We start from the raw sequence: 24,379 nt of genomic DNA, 5'->3' as shown, positions 1-24,379 counted from the left end.
AGAAGATGCTATATGAAAAATAAACTAGGGAACCTATTAAATTTTATGAAATAGATTTGTTGAAATGCAATAACATTGCGGTGCAGTCAATAATATAAAAAATATAAATTTGAGTAGGAGAAAAATATGAAAGAAAAAAATATAAAAGCCATTATAACTGGTTTTACTCAGCAAAATGGATATTTTTTAGAGGAAATAAGAAGTAAGAATAACAATTCGAATATGTGGACAGTGAGCAAAGTTATAGGTGGAGAGTCGTATCGGTTAATATTTATGATGTCGCTTAGCCTGCATCAATTAATACAATATGACATTCCAGATGACAAAAACAATATATATATACTATTTTCTAATGATGAAATCAATAAGGAAGAAGTTTCAAAAGAGATTGCAATAAATAATTTATTAGAGAAATCCTTAATTAGAGTGAATGTTTTGGAGAAAAAAGTGAATTATTCTGGAAATGTAAATTCACAAGTGGTTCAAGATTTAGCTTCCGTAATGAATAATACAAATTTACATAGTGATAGTGAAAAAACAAGTGCAAGAGATAGACCTTGGGTTACTATGATAATTATAGCTATAAATGTAATGATGTATATAGTTACAGCTTATTTGAGTTATGTTTATGCGAAAGGTAGCATATTTAATAGTGACATCAAAATTCTAATTTTACTAGGTGCGAAAGTTAATGGGCTAATTGCACGAGGCCAGTATTTTAGACTCATTTCTTGTATGTTTTTACATGGCGGACTTGTGCATTTAGGGGTCAATATGTATTCACTTTATGCCATTGGGGCAATGGTTGAGAGGGTTTATGGAAAGATAAAGTATATTGCTATTTATTTTGTTTCTGGAATATGTGCATCAATGCTTAGTTATATCTTTTCAACAAGTGTTTCTATTGGTGCCTCTGGTGCAATCTTTGGACTACTCGGGGCAGTGCTTATTTTCGCAATTAAGTCTAAAGGAAAAACTGGAAATGATTTTATAAGAAGTATTTTATCGGTTATATTTATAAATATATTTATAGGAGTTACTCTACCAAACATTGATAATTTTGGTCATATAGGTGGACTAATTGGTGGCATAATTACATCATTTTTAATTAGTTTTAGAGCGGAAATCTAATAGTCACCATTAAATAAACAGACCCCCGAAGATTTAACTTCGAGGGTCTTAAAAACTTTAGGCAACTCCATTATTATGTCTATCTCTGATAATATTAATTAAATCCTCATGATCTATAGTTTCCTTCTCAATTAATAAAGCAGTCATAGCCTCTAAAGTTTCTTTATCACCTAATAGGATATTTTTAACATCTTCATATAGTTCTGAGATTAAATTTTTACATTCTGAAAGTACTGCTTCTTGATTCGTAAAGCCTGAGTCTTTTAATTGGTTCATAGTAAGTAGTCCTAAAGATTCACCCATACCATATTCTGTTATCATATTTGTTACAAGCTGTGTACTCCTTTGTAAATCATTATAAGCACCTGTGGTTACATGGTCTGATCCAAAGATAATTTCTTCAGCAGCCCTACCACCTAAAAGTACCATTATTTTTTTCTTTAAATGTTCCTTGTTCTGGTATAGCGTGTCTTCAGGAATACTTAAAGTATAGCCGCCTGCACCTTTGGTAGTTGGAATTATAGTTACTTTAGAGACTTTATCCTTAGGTAACATCTTAAGTGAAACAAAAGCATGTCCTGCTTCATGGAAAGCGGTAATTTTTCTATCCTTGTCTTTAATGTAATCCCTATCAACTTTTTCATAACCAGCTAGCATTATTGAATAAGCTTTATCTAAATGTTCATTTCCAATAAACACAGAATTGTCTTTGCATGCAATAATAGCAGCTTCATTAGTTAAGTTCTCTAGCTTTGCACCTGAAAAAGATGAAGTTTTATGTGCCCATTCACTATAATCTATATCTTTAATAGGTTTATTTTTAAGGTGAAGTTTTAAGATTTTCTCTCTGGCAGATACATCAGGCAAAGTAACTTCAATATGCCTATCAAAACGTCCAGGTCTTAGTAGAGCTTCATCTAACATATCAAGCCTGTTGGTTGCTGCAATTATAATTATGCCCTCTGTTTCATTAAAACCAGACATCTCAGTTAAAAGAGCGTTAAGTGTTTGATCTTTTTCGTCAGAGCCCCCGCCGCGTCCGTTATCCCTTTTTTTACCAATAGCGTCGATTTCATCAATAAAGATAACTGCTCTGCCATGACTTCTTGCTTTCTTGAATAAGCTTCTAATTCTCCCAGCTCCAACCCCTACATATATCTGAACGAAATCAGAACCGGATACCGCATAAAATGGAACGTTTGCTTCTCCTGCTACGGCTTTTGCAAGTAAGGTTTTACCAGTTCCAGGGTCTCCATATAAAATTACTCCTTTTGGCATTCTAGCACCATATGCGGAATATTTTTCAGGGTTTTTAAGGAAATCCACTACATCCTGTACACTATCTTTAGCCTCATCATTACCTGCTAAACTATCAAAGTTAAAACCTATATCCTTTACTGCGGTAACATCAAGATTCGTAGATGAGAACATACTTTTAGATTTTATCTTTGTATGTTTGAAGGACATAATTCCAAGTGCTATAAGTGAAAGCACAAATCCTGCAATTGATGCTATTTCAGCAGGATTTGTTAGAGTTTGCTCAGAAACATCTATACCATTCTTTAATAAACCTTCTTTGAAATTATTAGTTCTTGGATTATCAGTTTCATAAACAGTGCCATCTTTAAGTTTAACTTGAATTTTAGGAGCGGTTGTTACGTATACAGTTGAGACAGTCCTTAACGAGGCATCTTTAAGAAAATCGGTATATTGTTTATTTGTAGGTGGTTTAAAGGGATTACTCACAAAAACAAGTAATACTAACGAGCAAATTGCGGTGATAACAGGAAGTAAAATATATTTGTTCTTAAGTTTAATCATATGATAGAAGCGAGAAACCACTATGCTGTTTAAATCAGCCGTGGAATCGCCTCATTCACCATCCTTTCGAGTAAGGCACATTCAAATAAACAATAAGTCAGTATAGGGGCCTATACTGGGCTAGTACATTTATTTGAATGTGCCTAATATTTTTTTCCTTGTTTCTAATATTTAAATGGTATACTAATATATCTGTTATAGTAGTTTGTGAATTTCAAATGTTATACAAAATTGTATTGAAGAAATATCAACTTATAATGGCTATTATAATATTTTTATGAGGCCTTGTCCATTGAACCTAATAGAATTTGGAAATGTAAATAATGTAAAAATTTTTTTGATAAAATCATTATTTGTTGTATACTTTATTTAAGGTTTAACACTTAGGATAGATTTAAAAAAGGAGAACAGATAAAATGGGAAAGAAAGTTTATGCAATAAAGGAAGGATTTAATTTTAGTACTAATAAAAAGATAGTGAATAAAATAGTTGGCACTTGGGCAGAGTGCTTAAAATATGTAAAAGGTGTAAAAGGTGCTAAATATAAGAGTTTTGAGGATATAAATGAAGCTAAAAAGTTCTTAAGTGGGGTAGGAGATGTATTAAAAAAAATAGATAATAATTATCCGGAAAATTGCCTTCATATTTATGTTGATGGCAGCTACAATTCTGCCACGGAGGAGTATAGTTATGGAATGGTAGCTACGCGGAATGATGTAGTTATACATATAGAGAGCGGTGCAGGGAAAAGCGATACAGCAAAAAATATAAGACAAATAGCAGGAGAACTAGAAGGTGCATTAAAAGGTGTGCAGTATGCTCAGAACAAAGGTGAAAAGAAAGTAGTAATATTTCATGATTATGTAGGGATTTGTTACCATGCTACAGGATTTTGGGATAGAAAAGAAGAATCATCAAAAAAATATTATGAGAAAATGCAAGAATTAATGAGTAGTGGAATAGAAGTTATATTTGTTAAGGTGGATAGTCACACGGGAGATTTATTTAATGAGCTTGTTGATGAAAAATGCAAAGAAAGGTTAGGTATAAAATCAGATAAAGTTGTAGAAAAATGGTTACTTAAAAATATTATAAATGTAGCAAGTGACGTTGTAAAACAAGAAATTCTAAAAATAGCGAGCAATGGAGAGTCGAACATAATTGTTATAAATTCTAATGATGAGAAAAGTAAAGAAGAAATTAAGGTAGATGGGTTTAGCAATATTCTTAGTGAATATATCTTAAATCCAGAAGATGTAAGGTCGGTAATAGATAATCTAAGTAGTTCCGATAAAACAAATTTTATTACTTATTTATTAGATAAAATTAAAAAAACACAAATATAATATGAATATGGGGGAGGAATACATTGGGAAATATTTTTAATAGCAGAATAATAGAACCATATTTCTATTGTAGTGGGAGTATTTTAACAGAGGTTAATCAAGGGTTTCTTGATTTTACAGGATATTCATTGGATGAATTGTTAGGTAAATCACTTATAGAAATAGGGGAAATGCTTAAAATCAATTCACAAATATTTCTTGATAGTATAATCAGTGAGTACTCGGGATATATATTCACAAAATCCCTCAGTGCAAGAGAAGTAAATATATCTCTTTTTCATGATACCGAGGCAAATATAAAAAAATATACTTTTGTTGAGGAATTAAATTCTAGACTTGATGAAAAACTCATTTTTGTAGAACAAATATTTGTAGATGAGATATCGGGCGCAGCTGTTTACAGTTTGCCCGATTTAATACTGCTTAGAGCAAATCAGACGTATCTTAATCTTTTAGATTCACCTTTTAATAAAGAAGAAAATAGTATAGGTAGATCTATTAAGGAAATTCTAACAGGGTTTGCAGGAAGTCAAGTTGAAGCTATTTGGAATAATGTTCTTGTTTCGCAAAAGACCAGATATATAAATGAAGTCAGATTTGATGAGTTTGCACGAGGTACAACTTATTGGGAATCTACGCAAATGCCTATATATGAAAACAGAAAGATGAAATACAGATTTGTAACCGCTAATGATATTACTGAAAGGGTTTTAAAAAATAAAAGTATAAAACGACAAAACAAGATATTAGAACAGCAAAAGGAGAAGTTAGAACAATTAGAACAACAGAATATACAGTTAATTAGCGTAATTGAAAATTTATCTGAGGGAGTAATGTTTGCAGATAATAAAGGTGAAGTTATAATGGTGAATGCAGAAGCGAAGAGGTTAGTTTGTCAATCAGACATAGGAATTACCCTAGGCGATGCTTATAAAAACACTAAAGCATTTGATATGAAAGGCAAGGAGATACCATTTGAAAATTTTCCTTCAGTTAGAGCATTAAGAGGCGAAAGAATAAAAAATATTAAGATATTCGTATGCCATCCTAATAAAGAGTATTTTGCTGAAATTAGTTCAATTCCAATTTATAATGCGAGTGGAGAGTTAACTATGATAGTATCATGCTTTCATGATATTACTGAAACAATTAAACAATCTAGAAAAATTGAAGAACAGAAAAAGGAATTAGAAGCTATCATAGAAAATATATCTGATTCTATTGCTATTTTTGACAATAAAGAACGATATGTATTAATTAACAAAGCATCGAGGGAAATGTTTTTCCAATCTTATAATTGCATGGAAAATATAGTTGATGGGTATAAAACATCTGAGTTTTATGATGCTTTTGGAGAAAAAATTGAGACTGAAAATATTCCATCTCATAGAGTTATGAGGGGTGAAAAATTTAAAAACATGAGACTTATAGTAAAGTCTCCTTATAAAACATTACAATTAGATGTTAGTGGAACGCCTATATATGACCTCGAAGGGAAATTTACTTTAGGTGTGATTTGCAGCAAAGATATGACAACCTATTTAAAGCATGAAGAAGCTATAAGAAGCCGATATGAATTTTTGAACAGAATGGTAAATACTTTTGATTTACCTCTTGTCAGATTATCATGTCCTGATTTAAAGATTGTGGATATTAATAAAAAGGCATTTAGTATAATTAAGTTGCTCAGACCTACCGTTAAATCAATGGAGCAAATAAAAAATAATGGGATTGAAGGGTTATTTAAAACATTAGAGACAAGAGAATATTACCAGTGTATTGGTGAAGTGTTAAAAGAAAAGAAAATTAAGTATTTGAATAAAAAAAATCTTTTAATAAATGGGAACGAAGTATATTGGAATATCATTTTTGAACCCATGATTGAATTAAATGGAGAGGTCAGAGAAATATTAATTTTAATAATAGATGTTACTAATGAAATAAAATCTAATATGATCATGGAAAAAGCATTGAAATTACAGGGAGAATTTCTTGTTAACATATCACATGAGCTTAAAACACCTCTAAATGTTATATTTGCAACAGCTCAGTTATTTAATATGTATTGCAATAGTGGGTCCCTGGACGAGAAAAAGGATTCAATTATTAAATACATTGAATCAATTAAGCAAAATTCCTATAGATTATCTAAAATTATTAATAACATAGTTGATTTATCAAAAATTGAAGCAGGATTCTTTAAACTAAATCTATCAAATAACAATATAGTTGAAGTTGTAGAAGAAATAGTTATGTCTGTAACTGCACTAACTGAAAGTAAAGGATTAAATATTATTTTCGATACGGATATAGAAGAAAAAATTATTGCTTGTGATACAGAAAAGGTAGAAAGAATAGCATTGAATCTTATATCAAATGCGATAAAATTTTCAGATGAAGGTGATGAAATATTTGTGGACATTAAGGATATGAACGAGTATGTAGAAATATCAGTGAGGGATAATGGTATTGGTATTGAAGAAGAGCACTTGGATATGATATTTGATAGATTTAAGCAGGTAGATAAATCGCTATCAAGAAATGCAGAAGGTACAGGTATTGGCTTAAGTTTGGTTAAGTCGATTGTAGGATTACATGGTGGCAATATATATGTTGAAAGTAAATTTGGCAAAGGAAGTAAGTTTACAGTTTTGCTTCCTTCAAAAAAGGTACTTCATGAAAATATGATATATAGTAGCAATGTGAGAAGTAAAAACGAAAGTATACAAGTTGAACTGTCAGATATTTATTCGTAATGTCGTTATACTTTGTGAAAATTTATAAAAACTTTAAGTTATGACATTAATATTTGTGAATTATTAGCTTTTTTAATGTCAGATATAAAGATAAAGTTTAAAAAAAAGAGATTAATTATTTGAAAAATGCACATCCTATAAAGAGTAAATAAACTAAAGAAGGAAAGGATGTGTAACTTATGCATAATAAATTTATATCAACAATTACAGCAGGGGCAATAATTGGAGTAGCAGCAGGTGTAATGCTAATTCCTAATATGGACAGGAGCACAAAAAGAAGAGCTAAAAAAGCTGGTAAAGTGGTAATGAATATGGCAGGAGATATGTATGATAACGTGAAGGATTATATTTTATAAACATAATTAGAAAACTCCAAACTATATTAATAAATATATAGTTTGGAGTTTTTAATTGAGATCATCATTACGAATTAAAATTCCAAAATATACAAATAAATGTATAGTTTACAATTTTTAATTTTATTAATGAGAATCAAAGAATTGTTCATAAAATTTTAATTTTATAGGTAAACTATGTTATAATTGAATTAAAATTGTCTAAGATTGTTTAAATTAATAATATTTTATATATATTACCATGTTGTAAAGGAAGAGTGATTATGGAAATATTGTCTTTAGGAGAAAAGATAAAGAGGAAAAGAAAAAATTTCAATATGACATTAAAGGATCTTGCAGGAAGCAGAATAACTCCTGGACAAATTAGTTTGGTTGAATCTGGGAAGTCTAACCCCAGCATGGATTTATTAGAATATTTGGCAAATGCCTTAAATACATCTGTTGAATATCTAATGGAATCGGAAGAGGCTCAAGCTGAGAAAATATGTTTATTTTATGAAAATATTGCTGAAGCACTTATTCTAAATAGTGACTTAATACAAGCGGAGCAAAATATCGAAAAATCTATATGTTATTCTGAAAAATATAAATTGGAATATAGAAAAGCCAGAAATTTATCATTAAGAGGGGATATATATATGGCTAGGGAAGAGGTCGCATCAGCTCAACAGGCTTTCATTTCCTCAAATGTTATATTCATCAAAAATAACTCTTATGAAGAAATAATTGGAACTTTTCTGAAGCTTGGGAAAATAACACTTGAACTTAGGGGTTATCAGTCAGCTTCGAGTTATTTTAAGCAAGCCGAAAAGGTTTTTACGGATAACCAGATTGGAAATGATTTTTTATTAGGTGAAATATATTATTACATAGGGTTTACTTATTTCAAATTAGAAAATATAGAAAAGGCTATAGAATATTCATATTTAGCTCAAGAAAAGTTTAAGCAAATAGATAATAAGAAAGAATACGCTAATTCACTTTTATTATTAGCACATGAATATAATAAAAAAGGCGATATTAAGAATGCTATAAAATATTCAGAGATTACTTTAAAAGTTTTTTATGAAATTAACAATTTAAGTTATGTGTCAGATATAGAAAACAATTTAGGAAGATTATTCTATGAGTTTGAAAACATGGAAGAATCATTTATACATTTAAATAAAGCTAAGGAAATAAGGCAAAAGACTAATGACTTAAAGTTAATAGATACCTTAGTAAATATTTGTGAAAATTATATTAAGCTTAAGTATGTAAATGAAGCTAAGGAAGCTTTAGATCGTATTATAGAATATATAGAAGATGGAAATTATAAAGAGTTATGCCATTACTATTTATTAAAATATAGGGTCGATTTATTAGAAGACAATAAGAATGAAGCAGAAAACACTTTAGTACAAGCACTAAATTTTGTGAAAGAACAAGGGCAAATAAAGGAAGCCGCTGAGATATCTATAATGATTGGAAAGTTCTATATTGAAGGCGGTAGAGGTACGGACGCAGCTAAATACCTAAACGAAGGTGTAGAGTTATTTAAAAAACTAGGAATAATTAAGTAGTTTAACGACATTTCAGAAGGAAAGTCTCCCTCTTCTATAAGAGGGGGTTACGGACTATAACAAAGAAAAAACTTTAGTGGGAATATAAATCTCCTTCTGAAGTCGTTGATATTGCAGCACCGCAGGTGATGATTTAACGACATTTCAGAAGATGATTTAAGTAAAGCTATTTTATGGTTAGCTTCATAAATTAGTTATTTGACTTGTGGATGGGTGATGAGGATGGAAATATTATCAACGGGAGAAAAAATAAAAAGGACTAGAATATACAAAGGATATACCTTGAGAGAAATATGCGATGACAAGATCTCAGTGTCTAAAATGAGCTGTATAGAAAATAACAAGGTCATGGCGGAACGTTGGGTACTTGAACTGATTAGTAATAAATTGGACATAGATCTTGAATATTTAAATGAAAATGTGTTTGATCAAATTGAGGAAAACATTAAGGAGTTGAAACAGAATGACATGAATGTCATTCATGTAAATGATACAAATGATATCAATGATGATGCATTTGAAGCTAAAGTATCTTATAATTTGAAGTTTGCTGAAAAATATAATTACTATGATTTAGCAATTGAACTAATACATATGTTGTTTAATTTTTACTTAGATAAAAAAGACTTTGAGAAGACTCAATTAATTACTTCAAAATATTATGATTTACACCTAAAAACATCAATAGAGGATAATCAATTAACTTACTATATAGACATGGCAAGACGCTTATATATAAAAGAAGATTATCTTCAAGCCTCGAGCTATTATTGTAATGTGAGAAAAGGGTTAAAAGCGAGCAAGACGCCTAATTATAAAAAAATAATAACGGTAACTTATAGTGAGGCTGCCTGTAACATTATGCTTGGAAATTTTGAACGCGCTTATCATGTGGGAATAAGATTATTAGATTTACTTAAGCACGTGGATACAGAATTTAAAGCGGCCGAGATATATCATATGTTGGCTATGCTATCTATAAGAGTGAACAATGGTAAGTTCCAAGAATATGAAAAAAAGTCGTATAAGCTGTATAAAGATGAAAATTCTAGTAAGGCAATAGCTATTTTTAATTATGGATCCACAATGTTCGACTGTAATATGAAAGATAGAGCAGTTGAATATATCAATAAGGGTTTAAGCGTATATCCTAGGGGCGATAAGAGAGGACTAGTTAGCTTTATGCTAGATATCGTTAAAGAGCTTATTAAAAATGACGTAATAGAGTTCGCACAGTCTATTTCGGATGAAGTGTTAAACTATGCAATTAATTTAGATGATATTAAATTAATTGAAAAAAGCTATTATTATAAAGCTATTATTCTTGACAGACAAGGAAAGGCATCTAATGCAGAGATGTATATGAACTTGTCTTTAGATTCATTATTGAAATTCGGTGCGAAGCAAAATATATATTCGCGTTACTTAGAAATGGGAAGTATGTATCATAAACTTGGTAATGTAGCTGATTCTATAAAGTATTTCAGTTTAGCGGTCCAATTAGAAAAAAAGATGTAGGTTTGGAATTATCCAAGTCCTACATCTTTTTTTATTTTATTTAGAAGTTTCTCTATTTATTATAAATTGTTTAGCTTTAATTTCTAAACTATCATCTAAAGAAGTTAAGGCTACTTCATTATATTTATTAGTTAATGCTAGTGTAAGTATTCTGTCTGCGAGCTCAGGATTTTTAGATAAAAGGGAGCCATGGAAATAAGTACAGAATGTATTTTTGTAAACGCAGCCCTCATAACCGTCTTCTCCGTTGTTGCCATAGCCAACTTCAACTGTGCCAAGTGGCTTTAAGTTGTTAATGTAGGTTCTTCCAGAATGATTTTCAAAGCCTACGTAGGTTTCATCAAAAGCTTCATTATGAATAACTGTGTTGCCTATGAAACGTTTATCTCCGCCTTCAGTGTAAATATCTAAAATACCAAGACCCTCAAGCTGCACGCCCTCAGGAGTAGTATAATATTTACCAAGCAATTGATATCCACCACAAATGGCTAAAAACACTTTTCCACTTTGTATATATTCTTCTATAGCAGATTTTTTGAATTCTATTAAATCAGGGGAAACTATGGCCTGCTCATAATCTTGTCCTCCACCAAAAAATACAATATCATAATCCTCTACTTTGAAAATATCGCCCATAGATATATTAACAATGGTTACTTTAATGCCACGCAGTTCAGCTCTATGTTTCAATATTAAAATATTTCCTACATCCCCATAAACATTCAATAAATCAGGATATAAATGACAAATGTTAATTTCCATAATATTCACCTTCTAATTTAAATTTTTTATATTACCAAATTTTATCTATGTATCCTTTAGCGTGTAAAGATTTTCTTAAATTTATCATGGCAGTATAGGTAGCTAGTATATAAACTATTTCACCATCGCAAGCTTTGATTTGATGTAGTAAGGACTCTTCGTTTTTGCATAAGAGGAAGGATTCTGAGGTAAAACCTGCTACTTTAAGTCTTATGGCCATATCATACAAACGTATTCCTGATATCATAATTTTGTTAATATTAAGGCTAGTTAGACGTTCAAAATTAACATCCCAAATCCATGAAACATCTTTTCCATCAGCATAATTGTCATTTAGCAGAAGCGATAAATTTATTTTCCGTTTATCAAGATTAATAGTGTTTACTGCTTCATCATAGCCAGCTGGATTTTTAACTAATATTATTTTAACCTCTTTGCCTTCAATATTAAGGGTTTCTTGTCTGCCAAAGCTACTAGCTACTGTTTTAAGAGAGTGCTCTATAGAGGTATCTTCAAGGCCAAGTAACTTAGCTACGGAATATGCACATAGGGCATTATAAATATTATAAGTACCTGGTTGGTTTATGTAATACTCTTTATTATTAATATGAACAGTGGAACCACTGGTGTTTAAATCAACAATTTTATCCACAGAGTATGTAAGCTTTGGACGTTTATATCCACAACCGCTGCAATAGAAGTCCCCTAGATGGTTGTAGGTAATAAAATTATATTCATAAGGAGATTTGCAGATTGTGCAAAATTTAGCATCAGCATTGATATCTACAATGTTGTTATCATTAACTTTAGTACCGAAACCATAGTATACAATATCATTTTTGAGGTTTAAGTTTCCGAATAAAGATTCGTCCCCATTAAGAAGAAGTGTCGCTGTGGGAACTTTTTCTACACCTTCTAGTATCTTCTTGAGCGTAGTATACACCTCACCATATCTGTCCAGTTGATCTCTGAATAAATTGGTAACAGTAATTATACGCGGAGATATATATTCAGTTACAAACTTTACATTGGCTTCATCTACTTCTATAACAGCTATTTTTTTCTCGCAAGACTTTTTAAAAGAATAATTTGAAATAAAACACGCAACTATTCCTGTATACATATTTGCTCCAGTATTGTTAGTAATTACTTGCTTATTGCTATCTTTTACGATGCTGTAAATCATGCTTGTTGTTGTGGTTTTTCCATTTGTACCGGTTATGAGTATAACCTCATAATTATTAGCAATTGTTTTTAAAATATTTTTATCAAGCTTTAAGGCAATTTTGCCGGGGAAATTTGTGCCACCTTGAAATAAAAATTTTGATAATTTCATAATAGACTTTGAAACTAATATACTGAGTAACGACTGAATTTTAATGTTGAACACATCCTTTAATTGTACTTATGCACTTAGTTATTATTATTGACATTTATATAGAAAAACTCATCACTTATTTTAAAACGTGAATCTTTGGAGAGGTTACTTAATCTACTTAGTAAATTTAGCTTAGCATAGCCATTTATAGGCGTTGGGCAATAGTCATTTGTATAATTCATAAAAAAAGTCAGTAGTAAAGATGAATAGCTTATTTCATTTTTTCTGTTAATTATTCTTATAGGTGATCCTTTTAAGAAAATGCCTCAACCCCACCATTGTTAAATAAATAATTATATATTTAAGCCAATATATAATTATAACATATTTGCATAAATCTCTAACATATTAATGTAACTCAAAATTAAATAATTTGGATTTTTAGTTATGCATTTATTAGAATATAACTATAACACACAAAACGTTAGATTTAACGACATTTCAGAAGGAAAGTTTCAAACCTCTTTAAGTGGGGGTTCCATACTGTAACAAATACTGTTAGTAACAGAAGCCGAAAACATTTTTTTATATTAATAAGATTTAGTTATCTATAACAATAATAAATTGCTATAATGAAGGAATTTATGCATAAAAAGCATCGAAAGAATTTTTTTCAATTTTTATCTTGCATTTTTGTTGGAATGTTGTACTATATTATTATAGTAACTAATTTTATAGGCAGGTTAAATATACTAATTATTTTTAAAATTATTAGATATAGAAATAATGATATTATGTAATTGGGGGTAACATTGTGGTTTGTTTAAAAAACTTGAATTATTTAAATATAAGAACATCAAAAAAAATATACAGGAATTTACCTGTATCCGATCTAGTAAGTTTTGCGCTGCAAAGAGAAGAAGGCACTTTATCAGAATCGGGTGCATTGGTTGTAAACACAGGAAAATATACAGGCAGATCGCCTAAGGATAGATTTATAGTTTCACAAGAAAGTGTTGAAGAATTAATAAATTGGGGCGATATAAATTTACCAATTGAAGAGGGGATTTTTGAAAATTTGTATAGTCAAGTGTGTAAATATTTAAGTGATAAAGATATATTTGTATTTGATGGTTATGTTGGTGCTATGGAAGAATATAGACTACCTATTAGAGTAGTAAATGAATTTGCATCAGAGGCATTGCTTTCTAATCAATTATTTAGAAGACCAGATAAAACAATGCTTGAGTATCATAAGGCTGAATTCACAGTAATTGCGGCTCCGGGATTTAAAGCAAAAGGAGCAGAAGATGGAGTAAATTCTGAAGCTTTTATTATAATAAATTTTGATAAGAAAATTGTTTTAATTGGTGGAACACAGTATGCAGGAGAAATTAAAAAATCAATTTTTTCAATAATGAATTTTTTATTGCCTGGGAAAGGCGTATTCCCAATGCACTGTTCTTCCAATATAGGTAAAAATGGAGACACAGCAGTATTCTTTGGCCTTTCAGGTACAGGAAAAACCACATTGTCGGCAGATCCAGAAAGAAAGCTTATCGGAGATGATGAACATGGTTGGTGTGATAAAGGAGTATTTAACTTTGAAGGTGGATGCTATGCCAAAACTATAAAATTAGATAAAAATAATGAAAGTGAAATTTACTCAGCATTAAAATTTGGTGCATTGCTTGAAAATGTCGTGCTTGATGATAATAATATGCCTAACTATGATGATGATAGCTTAACAGAGAATACCAGAGGCGCATATCCTATAGAATATATCGAAAATGCAGAACTAAGTGGAATTGGTGGACAACCAAGCACTATAATATTTTTAACAGCAGATGCTTTTGGAGTTCTTCCACCAATTTCAAAACTTTCAAAAGAAGCTGCAATGTATCATTTTATTTCGGGATATACAAGTAAGCTTGCGGGTACAGAGCGTGGGATTACAGAACCGAAAGCGACTTTTTCATCTTGCTTTGGAGAAGCTTTTATGCTAATGAACCCTTCAGTTTATGCAAAGCTTTTAGGTGAGAGAATAGACAAATATGACACTGAAGTGTTTTTGGTAAATACAGGTTGGATTGGAGGAGAATATGGGGTAGGTTCAAGAATGAAACTATCATATACGAAAGCTATGGTAAAAGCTGCTCTTGAAGGTAAGCTTAAGGATGTTGAGTATAAAGAACATCCAATATTTAAAGTAGATATACCGGTGGCGGTGCCAAATGTTCCAACAAAAATGTTGAATCCACAAAATACATGGGGAGATAAAGAAAATTATGTTTTAAAAGCTAAAGAATTAGCATTCAAATTTGCTGAGAACTTTAGCAAATTTAAAGGAGTTGCAGAAAACATAAAAAAAGCTGGACCTATATATAAATAATATAAAAACCCGACGGCTAGAAGCATTATAATCCGACGGGTTTTTATGTGATTTTTTGTGTAAATATGATATACTCATTAAATATATGAGTATCTATAGGTATTTTGAATAAGGAGGAATAATGAAAGAATGGTATTTTTTATAGGGTTTTAATTTCTGCTATTATAACAATAGGTATAGTTATTTAGAATCTTAAAGCTGGAACGGATTTAAGTTATTCATTTTTATTAATTGAATTCTCGAAATGAGAACTTATCAAAATTTAAAACAAAGTATGGACTAAATAAACTTATAGATAATAATGATAATAAATTTGAGAACTCAATAAAAATCATGCAATTTATTAATAGAAAAATAAACATATCTACATACAAATAGAATATAATAAATTATGCTTAGAAGGGAGCAGACATTAGATGAATTTAAACGTTATATTGGTGTTAAAAGCTATAATAATAGCTATAGTAGAAGGGGTAACAGAATTTGTTCCTATTTCCTCTACTGGACATATGATCATTGTAGGAGATATTATAAATTTTAAAGGGGCATTTGCAAATCAATTTGAGGTAGTCATTCAATTAGGAGCTATTCTTGCAATTATAGTTTTATATTGGAATAAAATATGGAAGTCAGTTGTGGAATTTTTTCAAGGGAAACCCTCAGGTATTAAGTTTTGGACTAATATTATAGTTGCATTTATACCAGCTGCAGTCTTTGGGTTTGTTCTAAATGATAAAATAGATAAATATCTTTTTAATTCAGGAACTGTAGCCGTGGGGTTAATAGTTGGCGGAGTTCTAATGATTATTATAGAAGGTAGATTTAGGCAAAAGTATACAACGGAAAGTATAGAGAAAATAAGTATTAAGCAATCATTTAAAATAGGTTTTTTTCAATGCTTAGCACTATGGCCAGGTATGTCAAGATCAGCATCGACGATAATGGGAGGTTGGATTTGTGGCGTTTCTACAGTTGCTGCAACTGAGTTTTCTTTCTTTTTAGCGATACCAACTATGGTTGGAGCTACAGCATTAACTTTATTTAAAAGCGGAATGAATTTTAGTAGTGGAGAAATTATAACTTTGGTTATTGGATTTGTAACAGCCTTTTTAGTTGCATTAATTGTGGTTGAAAAATTTGTTTCTTATTTAAAGAAAAAACCTATGAAGGTTTTCGCTATTTATAGAATAATTGTTGGTGTAGTTTTGCTATTATTAATTAAAATTGGTACTATTTCATTATAAATAATAATATTATGGCAATTAGATCATTACATGATTCGCTACATAGATTCGAAGAAGATTTAAATTAATGTTTTCTTGATTTAAATAAAAAAACTAGGTAACTAGTTTTTTTTATTTATGTTCGTGCCATCGCTTATAAGTATAATATTTTTATCTAAATCAGTTCTATAGACAATAGAATTTATCTTTTTCAATTTAGCTAAGGTTCCTTTATTTGGATGACCATAAGTGTTGTAAGTTCCACAACTTATTACAGCAATTTTTGGAGAAACTTTATTTAGAAATTCTTGTGAGGTTGATGACTTACTGCCATGATGAGCTACTTTAAGCACCTGAGATTTTAAATTGTAACCATTGTCTAGTAGTTCCTGCTCAGCTAGGGACTCTATATCACCTGTAAATAAATAAGTTGAATTTTTATAAGATACCTTTATTGTACAGGAGTAATTATTAGTATTTTCATAACTTGTTTTATTAGGTGATAGCATAACGCATGTTGTATTAGGGCCTAAATCTAAAGATATATTAGGGGCGGATACTTTTATTTTAAGATTTTTATTTCTTAGAGAATTGATCATATCAACAAATGACTGCGAGGAAGATATGACTTTAGGGGCATAGAATTCATCTATATCGAAGGTTTTAATTATTTTAGCCATACCGCCTATGTGGTCTTCGTGGGGATGAGTTGCAACTACATAGTCAAGTTTTTTAACATTATTTTTTTTTAGATATCTAATTAACTTTTGAGTTGAATCAACGGTGCCACTGTCAATTAGTAAGTTTTTATTATTTACTTGAACAAGTATACAATCACCTTGTCCTACATCAATAAAATGAGTAACCATATTATTTTCTAAATTTAAGTTAGTTTTTATAGTAGATTTATGACATATAGTTACACAGACAGATATAAAAACTAAGACGGTACAAAGTAAAATATATTTTAACCAGGTTTTCTTTGGCATATGATTAATCTCCTATGAAATATTTGAAGCATATAAATGATTTTATCCAATTATATAAAAAAATATCAATATCCAAGGACAAATTTGAAATAAGTCTTATAAACTAGTATAATTATAGTTGTAATTCAATCGTAAAATGAAAGGAACAGTGATATGAGAACTATATATTTTTATTTGTGTTTTATTATCAATTTGATCGGTAAAAGCTTTGAGAAGATAAAATTTAATAGCATAAAAAAACATAAAACTAGAGAAGAGGCAGATGTGTATATATTCAAAGTAGCTACGAAGTGGTCTAATTTTGTGCTTAGGGTTGCAGGATTAAATTTAACAGTCGTAGGAAAAGAAAATATACCAAATGAGCCTTGTGTTTTTGTGGGAAATCACCAAAGTAATTTTGATACACCAGTAATATTATCTAATATGAATAGACTTACTGGTGCAGTTGCTAAAAAAGAAATGAAAAAAATACCAATAATGAGCTATTGGATGAGGCAAATACATTGTGTATTTATGGATAGGGAAAATCCAAGAGAAGCTTTGAAGGCAATTTCGGAAGGTGTTCAAAATTTAAAGAATGGATATTCTATGATTATTTTTCCAGAGGGTACGAGAAGTAGAAGTAACAGCTTAGGTGAGTTTAAAAAAGGTAGTATGAGGCTAGCAATAAAGGCTGGGGTACCTATTGTTCCTATAACATTTTATGATACTTATAAAGCGATGGAAGGTAATAATGGGAAAATTAAAAAGACAAATGCTAAGCTTATAATAGATAAACCTATATATATTGAGGGTATGTCAAAGGAAGAAAAAGTAAAAATTTCAGAGGTAGTACAAAATATAATCCAAAATAATTTAAATAAGGAACGTTAGGAAAAATAGATTTATATGGTTACTTGTTATTTATTTAAATGCCCTAAAGCTGAAGTAATATAAAAGAAGCTGAATTTGAAACTTCAGCTTCTTTTATATTGTATAGAAATATTTATTTGAAAATTATTTAACCTCAGTTCTATCGCTGTCGCTAGCTCTGTCTCTTCCTAAGAAAGATAAAGAGTATAGACCGCATAAACCTACTAGAGCGAAAATAATTCTCGTAAATGCTGTTCCAGTGCCAAATAAGCTTGATACTAGGTCAAATTTGAAAAATCCAATTAGTCCCCAATTTATAGCGCCTATGATAACTAATACTAGTGCAGTACCATCTAATGCTTTCATTGTAAACATCTCCTCTTTCATAAGTCTTAGTATTATTGTTTACAATTTTTAAAAAATTATTACTATATTAAAAAAAAAATATTTAATTTCCCCATGTATTTAATAGTGGATTATTAATAATATGTTAAATAATTAAGTACAGTTCTTATTAAATACTGCTCACAGATATTTTGGTATAAACTTTTTTTAAATACAAATATAAATAGATAAATTAATGCATAAGCTATTGATATATATTAAAATATGTTTGATAATGTATAGTATACATTTATTTATAGAAAGATAGTGTTAACATTATCTATAAAAAAGGGAGGGATAAAATATGAATATCTTAATACAAATACTTAGCGTTGTTGCATTTGCAATTATTGTTCTTGTAATATATAATGTTTTAAAAGCTTATGTACTAGATAAGTTAAATATTAACAAGTGGATAGTACTTTTATTAGCTATTGCAATATATGTGGTTCCTGTGCTCATATGGCCTAATATTATAAATCATGCAACTTACTATGTAATGACAGGAATATCTGCTATTATGATTTTATGGTTTACGGATTTATCAGGTTTTTTAAAAAATTCGAATATTTTTAAAAAAAATTCAACAAGCATAGGTTCTGCAAATATTAATGCTAAAAAAGATAAGAAGGACGATGTAGTAATTAGGTCCAAGGCTAAACCTAATAGGAATAAAAATAATAAAAAATAATAAAAAGGAGTACAAATTTCCATGGGGAATTTGTACTCCTTTTGAATGTGTATATATATATAATATTTAATACTTTTTAACTGTCACAAAATAATTGTGAGATTTTGGTTTGTTGAAGCTAACTACATCCAGTAGTAGTTCCACATTCAAGGCAAACTTTACAAGTACCGTTTCTAACAAGCCTAGTACTTGAGCAATGAGAGCAGGTTTCAGAGTATAATCTTTCCCCTTGGATAGTGTCTGTGCTTATGTTAGTAGGGGCGAGGACATTCTCAGCGTCTGCTAGGCCAGTTGAAATTTCAGTCTCACCAGGCATTAGTGGATTTTTAGGTATATTAGCGTTGTCGTAATTTTCAGGTTTGATTTGACATCTACTATAATCTCCTAGTTCTATATCAATAATCTTACTAATTAAATCAGATATAGAAGAAACAGATTTAATATAAGGATGCTTTTGTACAAAACCATAAGGTTCAAATTTTTGTCCGCGAAGCATTTTAGAAATGGCTTGCGCAGGTACATGATGCTGAAGCATTACTGAAATTGCCTTTGAAAGAGAATTCAATAATCCAGTAATTATAGTACCTTCCCTATCTGTAGTTATATATATTTCAGAAATTTCTCCATTTGAGCGCCTATTTATCGTAGTATAGACTTTTACATCATCAATTTGAGCAGGATGAGTAGTTCCATAACGTATTCCAATTGGCTTTTCTCTTGTGGAGTGGTTTGAAGTTTCTTGTAATGACTTTGCTTTCTTTAAAAGAGCCTCGTATGATAAATCCTCAAGTAACAGTTCTTTGTCAACAGATAAAGTAGTGTTTAAAGGTTGACTTGCTTTTGAACCATCTCTATATAAGGAGATACCTTTCACGCCTAGCTTCCAAGAATTTAATATCACTTCTTTAAAGTCTTCTATGGTAGCATTTTTAGGTAGATTTACAGTCTTTGATATAGAACCTGATATCATTGGGGTTATTGCCGCCATCATGAGAACATGTCCCATAAATGAAATATATCTTTTTCCGCTACCGCATTTGTTTGCTGTATCGAATATAGGCAAATGTTCTACCTTTAAATGTGGAGCACCCTCAATTTTTCCATCAATGATTTTTTCATATTCAAAGCCGTTTTCATCAACCTTTTCTTTTCTTAGAATATAATCAAGAATATCATTTGTTTCACTTTCGGAATATCCAAGGTTATCCAATGAGTCTTTAATTACAGGGTTTACGATGGTCATAAATCCACCACCAGATAATTTTTTATAAATAAAATGGCTGAAATATGGTTCAACTGAGGTTGCACCACAATCCATTGCAAAAGAAATAGTGCCAGTAGGAGCTAGAACTGTAACTTGAGCATTTCTAAACCCATATTTTTCACCACTGCTTAGTACTTTTGACCAACAGTTTTTTAAGGTTTCACTTATATTGCTTAGGGAATCATTACCTAAAATATCATGGTTAACTTTTATAGGATCATAATTCAAATGTTCATAGTTACTATTTAGAGCTCCAGCAGCTCTTGCATGATTCCTTATAACTATTTGCATATGTTTTTTGTTGATTTCATATTTTTCAAAAGGAGCTAGTTCTTTTGAAAGTAGGGATGATACATAATAAGCCTGTGCAGTCATTATTCCACTTAGCGCTGCAGCTATATTTCTAGCATCTTCTGAGTCATAGGCATAGCCCATTACCATAAATAAAGAAGCTAAATTTGAAAGCCCAAGACCTGTGGTTCTAAATAAATAACTTTTCCTTGCTATATCTTCAGTTGGAAACTGGCCCCAATGAATGGAGGATTCAAGGACTAATTGAGTAAGTCCTATTAGATGGACATATCCATCTACATCAAATTTTTTAGTCAAAGCATCATAAAATTTATAAATATTAATAGAAGCTAAATTACAAGAGGTATCATCTAAAAAAGCATATTCTCCACAAGGATTAGTCGAATTAATTCTATTATGTTTAGCATTAACTACTCCATCTTCTCCACCGGGGCAAGTATGCCATGCATTAAAGGTGTCATCAAATTGAGGCGCTGGATCAGCACATTGCCAAGCAGCGGTATTAAAGGTATCCCATAGCGTCTTAACACTTATGTCTGCATCAACTGTGGAATCACATCTCCCTTTAAGAGTAATAGTCTGATTAGGATTTTTCGATAAGGTATCAACTTTCATCATAAATTCATCTGAGAATCTTATGGAGTTGTTTCCATTTTGGCCAGATACAGTCTCATAAGCCTCTCCTTCAAAGCTACCATCATAACCCATTTTAGTAAGAGCGCGTACTTTATCTTCTTCTTTAGCTTTCCAAGTCATAAACTCCATTATTTCAGGGTGATTGATATCAAGGCATAGCATCTTAGCAGCACGCCTTGTAGTTCCACCAGATTTTATAGCTCCAGCATTTCTGTCAAGTCCTCTTAAAAAACTCATAAGACCTGATGAAACTCCACCACTAGATAAGCTTTCACCTATACCTCTTATGGATGAGAAGTTAGTTCCGGTGCCAGAGCCACCTTTAAATAATTTAGTCTCTGTTACATACTGCTCAGAGATTGAATGATTGCCAAGTAGTTTATCTTGGATTGATAGAATGAAACAAGCTGAAGCTTGAGTCCTTGTATAAGCATCTTCGCTTTTAACTATCATTTTTTCTTTTTCATCGTAATAAAAATTATCTAATGATTCGCCTTTTATACCATAGGATAGGTTAAGGCCCGTATTAAACCATTGAGGAGAATTTGGTGCAAACATTTGATTTAAAAATGCATATATTAATTCATCATAAATAATGCTTTTTTCCTCTTGAGATTTAATAATAGTCTCATCAGTCAAGGATTCACACCAAAAATTAACAAGTCTATGAGCTACCATTTTCATACTATCCTCATAACCTTGCTTATTATTAACACCAGATTTTCTGAAATATTTTGAAGCAATAATATCGCAAGAATTTTGAGAGTAATGCTCTGGAAATTCTAAAGCCTTCATATCTAAAAGCACTTTATTTGTTTTATGGTCTTTTAAAAAAACATTTACCTTTTTCCATTTGAACAAATCAAAAACAGTAATAGTTTTATCTTTTTCTAATTCCTTTGTATAAAATCGTTTGATTAAATTTTTTATCTCCGCCATAATTAATACTAGCTTAAAAAGCTAGTATATTCACCTCCTATTAGTTGCATGATAATTAAGATTAAGTCTAAATTATGTAAAACATACTTCTGTATGGTTGATATTACTACACTAAAAGATTTTCTTGATTATTTAGTTTAATTATTATGTGTTATATTAGTATAACACCATATGTAGTAAGTAGAAAAAGAATTATAACTACAGATGGTATTATATAATAGAATCAAATAAAAATCAACATTAAATATTAACCAAAAATATGACGAATAAACGGCAAATTTATATAATATAGTAGTATAATAAATACATATTTATTATTATGTAAAATAATAAATCTAAATATTTATTATTATGTAAAATAATAGACCTAAAAGTTTATTATTATGTAAAATAATAGACCTAAAAGTTTATTATTATGTAAAATAATAGACCTAAAAGTTTATTATTATGTAAAATAATAAACCTAAAAGTTTATTATTATGTAAAATAATAGACTTAAAAGTTTATTATATGTAGAAATAAACTTACGTATTTATTATTTTGGAAGAGGTGATGATGAAATTATGATACATCAATTTGATGGAAAAATACCTAATGTACATAAACATTCTTATATTGCTTGCAGTGCAGATGTTATAGGAAATGTGTCTATAGGAGAGTACAGTAGTATTTGGTTTGGAGCTGTATTAAGAGGCGATATGAATTCCATGTCTATAGGTTCTTATACAAATATTCAAGACAATTGTACAGTACATAATGATGATGAATTTTCGGTTAATATTGGAGAGTATGTAACTATAGGACATAATGCCATAATACATGGTTGTAAAATTTCAAGTTATGCTTTAATTGGAATGGGAAGTACTATACTAAATGGAGCAGAAATAGGGGAGTATACTATAATTGGCGCTGGTAGCTTAGTTACTCAAGGAAAGAAAATACCCTCAGGGGTTCTTTGTATGGGAGTGCCGGCAAAGGTCATTCGCGAACTAACTACAGAGGAAAAGGAAGGATTAAAAAAATCAGCTCAGCATTATGTAGAGCTTTCAATGAAATATAATACAAAACAAATAAATGACCATACCTTAATTTAGATTGTTATAGAGCGCGAAAAATGATAATATTAAATGGAATAGAAAAGGTGACAGATGAGCAGAAATATAAATACATGTTTATAGAAAATATTTAGTACAATATGTTGATAAATTTAACAAATATATAGATTGGTCAAAAGTTTAAAAAAGGTAGGAGATAATAAATGATAAAAATAGGAGAATTTAATAATTTAAAAGTAGTTAGGCGAGCAGAATTTGGGTACTATTTGGGCGCAGAGACTGAAAACACTAGTGATGATATATTATTGCCAATGAAAAGTACTTTAGGTAGAGCACTTAATATTGATGATGAAGTTGAAGCCTTCGTATATAGGGACTCAAGTGATAGGTTAATTTCAACTTTAAAAAAACCTCTTGCAAAGGTTGGTGATTTAGCCTACCTTAAAGTAATTGACATGACTGCAATAGGAAGTTTTGTAGAAATTGGTTTAGAAAGAGACGTATTAGTTCCTTTTAAGGAGGAAAATTACAAATTAGAAACAGGCAAAAAATATCTTTTTTATATATATTTAGATAAGACTGGAAGAATAGCGGCCACTACTTTTATTGATAAATATTTATACGATACAGATTCATATGATATTGATGAGGAAGTGGAAGGAACAGTATACGGAATCCAGACTAATGGTACAGTAATGATAGCTATTGATGATATTTATAGGGCGGTTATTCTAAGAAATGAGAATTATATGAGTGTAATACCAGGAGATAGATTAAGTGTACGAGTGAAAAAATATTATGAAGATGGCAAAATGGACGTAACAGCAAGAAAACCAAGACTAGAAGAAAGAGATGTAGTTGAGGAACAAATAATAGAATACTTAGATAAAAGTGATGGCTTTATGCCATACAATGATAAAAGTTCTCCAGATGATATAAAGAAAGTTTTTAAAACAAGCAAAAATGCATTTAAAAGGGCATTAGGAGGACTTATGAAAAATGGGCTAATCCATCAAGATGAAGAAGGTACTAGATTAAAGTAATTAGATATATTTATAATAGTAAAAGGCTG

Annotated in this window: 18 protein-coding genes; 12 read left to right on the top strand and 6 right to left on the bottom strand. The window is 30.1% G+C overall.

The features are described 5' to 3' along the window. The first annotated feature begins 126 nt into the window (after window positions 1-126). Complete coding sequence (locus KTC94_RS07560; RefSeq protein ID WP_220319935.1) at window positions 127-1,131, top strand: rhomboid family intramembrane serine protease; 1,005 nt, start codon at window positions 127-129, stop codon at window positions 1,129-1,131. Window positions 1,132-1,188: 57 nt separating this feature from the next. Here the strand turns inward: KTC94_RS07560 and KTC94_RS07555 are convergent, their stop codons facing one another. Further along, entirely contained in the window at window positions 1,189-2,952 is a 1,764-nt protein-coding gene (locus tag KTC94_RS07555; RefSeq protein ID WP_220286436.1) for an ATP-dependent metallopeptidase FtsH/Yme1/Tma family protein, read from the bottom strand. Window positions 2,953-3,368: 416 nt separating this feature from the next. On the opposite strand from KTC94_RS07555, the gene KTC94_RS07550 reads away from it, so the two are divergent. The 5 genes from KTC94_RS07550 to KTC94_RS07530 all read left to right on the top strand — a co-directional run bounded on the left by KTC94_RS07550 (window position 3,369) and on the right by KTC94_RS07530 (window position 10,490). Beyond that, window positions 3,369-4,298, top strand: a complete 930-nt coding sequence (locus tag KTC94_RS07550) for a viroplasmin family protein (protein WP_220319936.1) — start codon at window positions 3,369-3,371, stop codon at window positions 4,296-4,298. Window positions 4,299-4,321: 23 nt separating this feature from the next. Beyond that, window positions 4,322-7,054 (top strand): ATP-binding protein, encoded by a 2,733-nt coding sequence (locus tag KTC94_RS07545; RefSeq protein WP_220319937.1) that lies wholly within the window; start codon window positions 4,322-4,324, stop codon window positions 7,052-7,054. A gap of 179 nt (window positions 7,055-7,233) precedes the next feature. Continuing rightward, complete coding sequence (locus KTC94_RS07540; protein ID WP_165411508.1) at window positions 7,234-7,410, top strand: YtxH domain-containing protein; 177 nt, start codon at window positions 7,234-7,236, stop codon at window positions 7,408-7,410. Window positions 7,411-7,673: 263 nt separating this feature from the next. Continuing rightward, window positions 7,674-8,972 carry a helix-turn-helix transcriptional regulator gene (locus KTC94_RS07535; protein WP_165411509.1) on the top strand — a complete coding sequence of 433 codons (1,299 nt, stop codon included), beginning with the start codon at window positions 7,674-7,676 and terminating at the stop codon, window positions 8,970-8,972. A 222-nt stretch (window positions 8,973-9,194) separates the two neighbouring features. After that, on the top strand, window positions 9,195-10,490 hold the full coding sequence (locus KTC94_RS07530; RefSeq protein WP_220286433.1) for a helix-turn-helix domain-containing protein: 1,296 nt from the start codon (window positions 9,195-9,197) through the stop codon (window positions 10,488-10,490). A gap of 36 nt (window positions 10,491-10,526) precedes the next feature. On the opposite strand, the gene KTC94_RS07525 is transcribed toward KTC94_RS07530, so the two are convergent. Next, entirely contained in the window at window positions 10,527-11,252 is a 726-nt protein-coding gene (locus KTC94_RS07525; protein ID WP_165411511.1) for a type 1 glutamine amidotransferase, read from the bottom strand. Between the two features lie 31 nt (window positions 11,253-11,283). Continuing rightward, window positions 11,284-12,642 (bottom strand): Mur ligase family protein, encoded by a 1,359-nt coding sequence (locus tag KTC94_RS07520; RefSeq protein WP_220319938.1) that lies wholly within the window; start codon window positions 12,640-12,642, stop codon window positions 11,284-11,286. 742 nt (window positions 12,643-13,384) lie between these two features. Between KTC94_RS07520 and pckA the strand changes: the two genes are divergently transcribed. Both pckA and KTC94_RS07510 read left to right on the top strand, forming a co-directional pair. After that, window positions 13,385-14,962, top strand: a complete 1,578-nt coding sequence (gene pckA / locus KTC94_RS07515; protein ID WP_216302750.1) for a phosphoenolpyruvate carboxykinase (ATP) — start codon at window positions 13,385-13,387, stop codon at window positions 14,960-14,962. A 416-nt stretch (window positions 14,963-15,378) separates the two neighbouring features. Further along, the gene (locus KTC94_RS07510; RefSeq protein WP_220286431.1) at window positions 15,379-16,206 is read left to right on the top strand and encodes an undecaprenyl-diphosphate phosphatase; all 828 of its coding nucleotides are present in this window, start codon (window positions 15,379-15,381) and stop codon (window positions 16,204-16,206) included. A gap of 101 nt (window positions 16,207-16,307) precedes the next feature. On the opposite strand, the gene KTC94_RS07505 is transcribed toward KTC94_RS07510, so the two are convergent. Beyond that, complete coding sequence (locus KTC94_RS07505) at window positions 16,308-17,174, bottom strand: ComEC/Rec2 family competence protein (protein WP_216302752.1); 867 nt, start codon at window positions 17,172-17,174, stop codon at window positions 16,308-16,310. Between the two features lie 153 nt (window positions 17,175-17,327). Here KTC94_RS07505 and KTC94_RS07500 point away from each other — a divergent pair, with 153 nt between their 5' ends. Next, window positions 17,328-18,047 carry a 1-acyl-sn-glycerol-3-phosphate acyltransferase gene (locus KTC94_RS07500; RefSeq protein ID WP_220286430.1) on the top strand — a complete coding sequence of 240 codons (720 nt, stop codon included), beginning with the start codon at window positions 17,328-17,330 and terminating at the stop codon, window positions 18,045-18,047. 123 nt (window positions 18,048-18,170) lie between these two features. Here the strand turns inward: KTC94_RS07500 and KTC94_RS07495 are convergent, their stop codons facing one another. After that, window positions 18,171-18,392: a DUF378 domain-containing protein gene (locus KTC94_RS07495; RefSeq protein ID WP_165411517.1), complete on the bottom strand. Its 222-nt coding sequence runs from the start codon at window positions 18,390-18,392 to the stop codon at window positions 18,171-18,173. Window positions 18,393-18,714: 322 nt separating this feature from the next. Here KTC94_RS07495 and KTC94_RS07490 point away from each other — a divergent pair, with 322 nt between their 5' ends. Then, entirely contained in the window at window positions 18,715-19,101 is a 387-nt protein-coding gene (locus tag KTC94_RS07490) for a hypothetical protein (RefSeq protein WP_216302754.1), read from the top strand. A 118-nt stretch (window positions 19,102-19,219) separates the two neighbouring features. On the opposite strand, the gene KTC94_RS07485 is transcribed toward KTC94_RS07490, so the two are convergent. Next, a complete protein-coding gene (locus tag KTC94_RS07485; RefSeq protein ID WP_220319939.1) occupies window positions 19,220-22,252 on the bottom strand; it encodes a vitamin B12-dependent ribonucleotide reductase in 3,033 nt (1,010 codons plus the stop codon). Window positions 22,253-22,815: 563 nt separating this feature from the next. Between KTC94_RS07485 and KTC94_RS07480 the strand changes: the two genes are divergently transcribed. Then, the gene (locus tag KTC94_RS07480; RefSeq protein ID WP_220319940.1) at window positions 22,816-23,346 is read left to right on the top strand and encodes a gamma carbonic anhydrase family protein; all 531 of its coding nucleotides are present in this window, start codon (window positions 22,816-22,818) and stop codon (window positions 23,344-23,346) included. Window positions 23,347-23,510: 164 nt separating this feature from the next. Then, window positions 23,511-24,350, top strand: coding sequence for a S1 RNA-binding domain-containing protein (locus tag KTC94_RS07475; protein ID WP_220286427.1), 840 nt, complete (start codon window positions 23,511-23,513; stop codon window positions 24,348-24,350). The last annotated feature ends 29 nt before the right edge of the window (window positions 24,351-24,379 follow it).

It is taken from the genome of Clostridium sp. CM028 (assembly GCF_030585565.1).
Lineage (GTDB): Bacteria > Bacillota > Clostridia > Clostridiales > Clostridiaceae > Clostridium_AD > Clostridium_AD estertheticum_B.
This window is presented reverse-complemented; position numbering and strand designations above follow the sequence as displayed.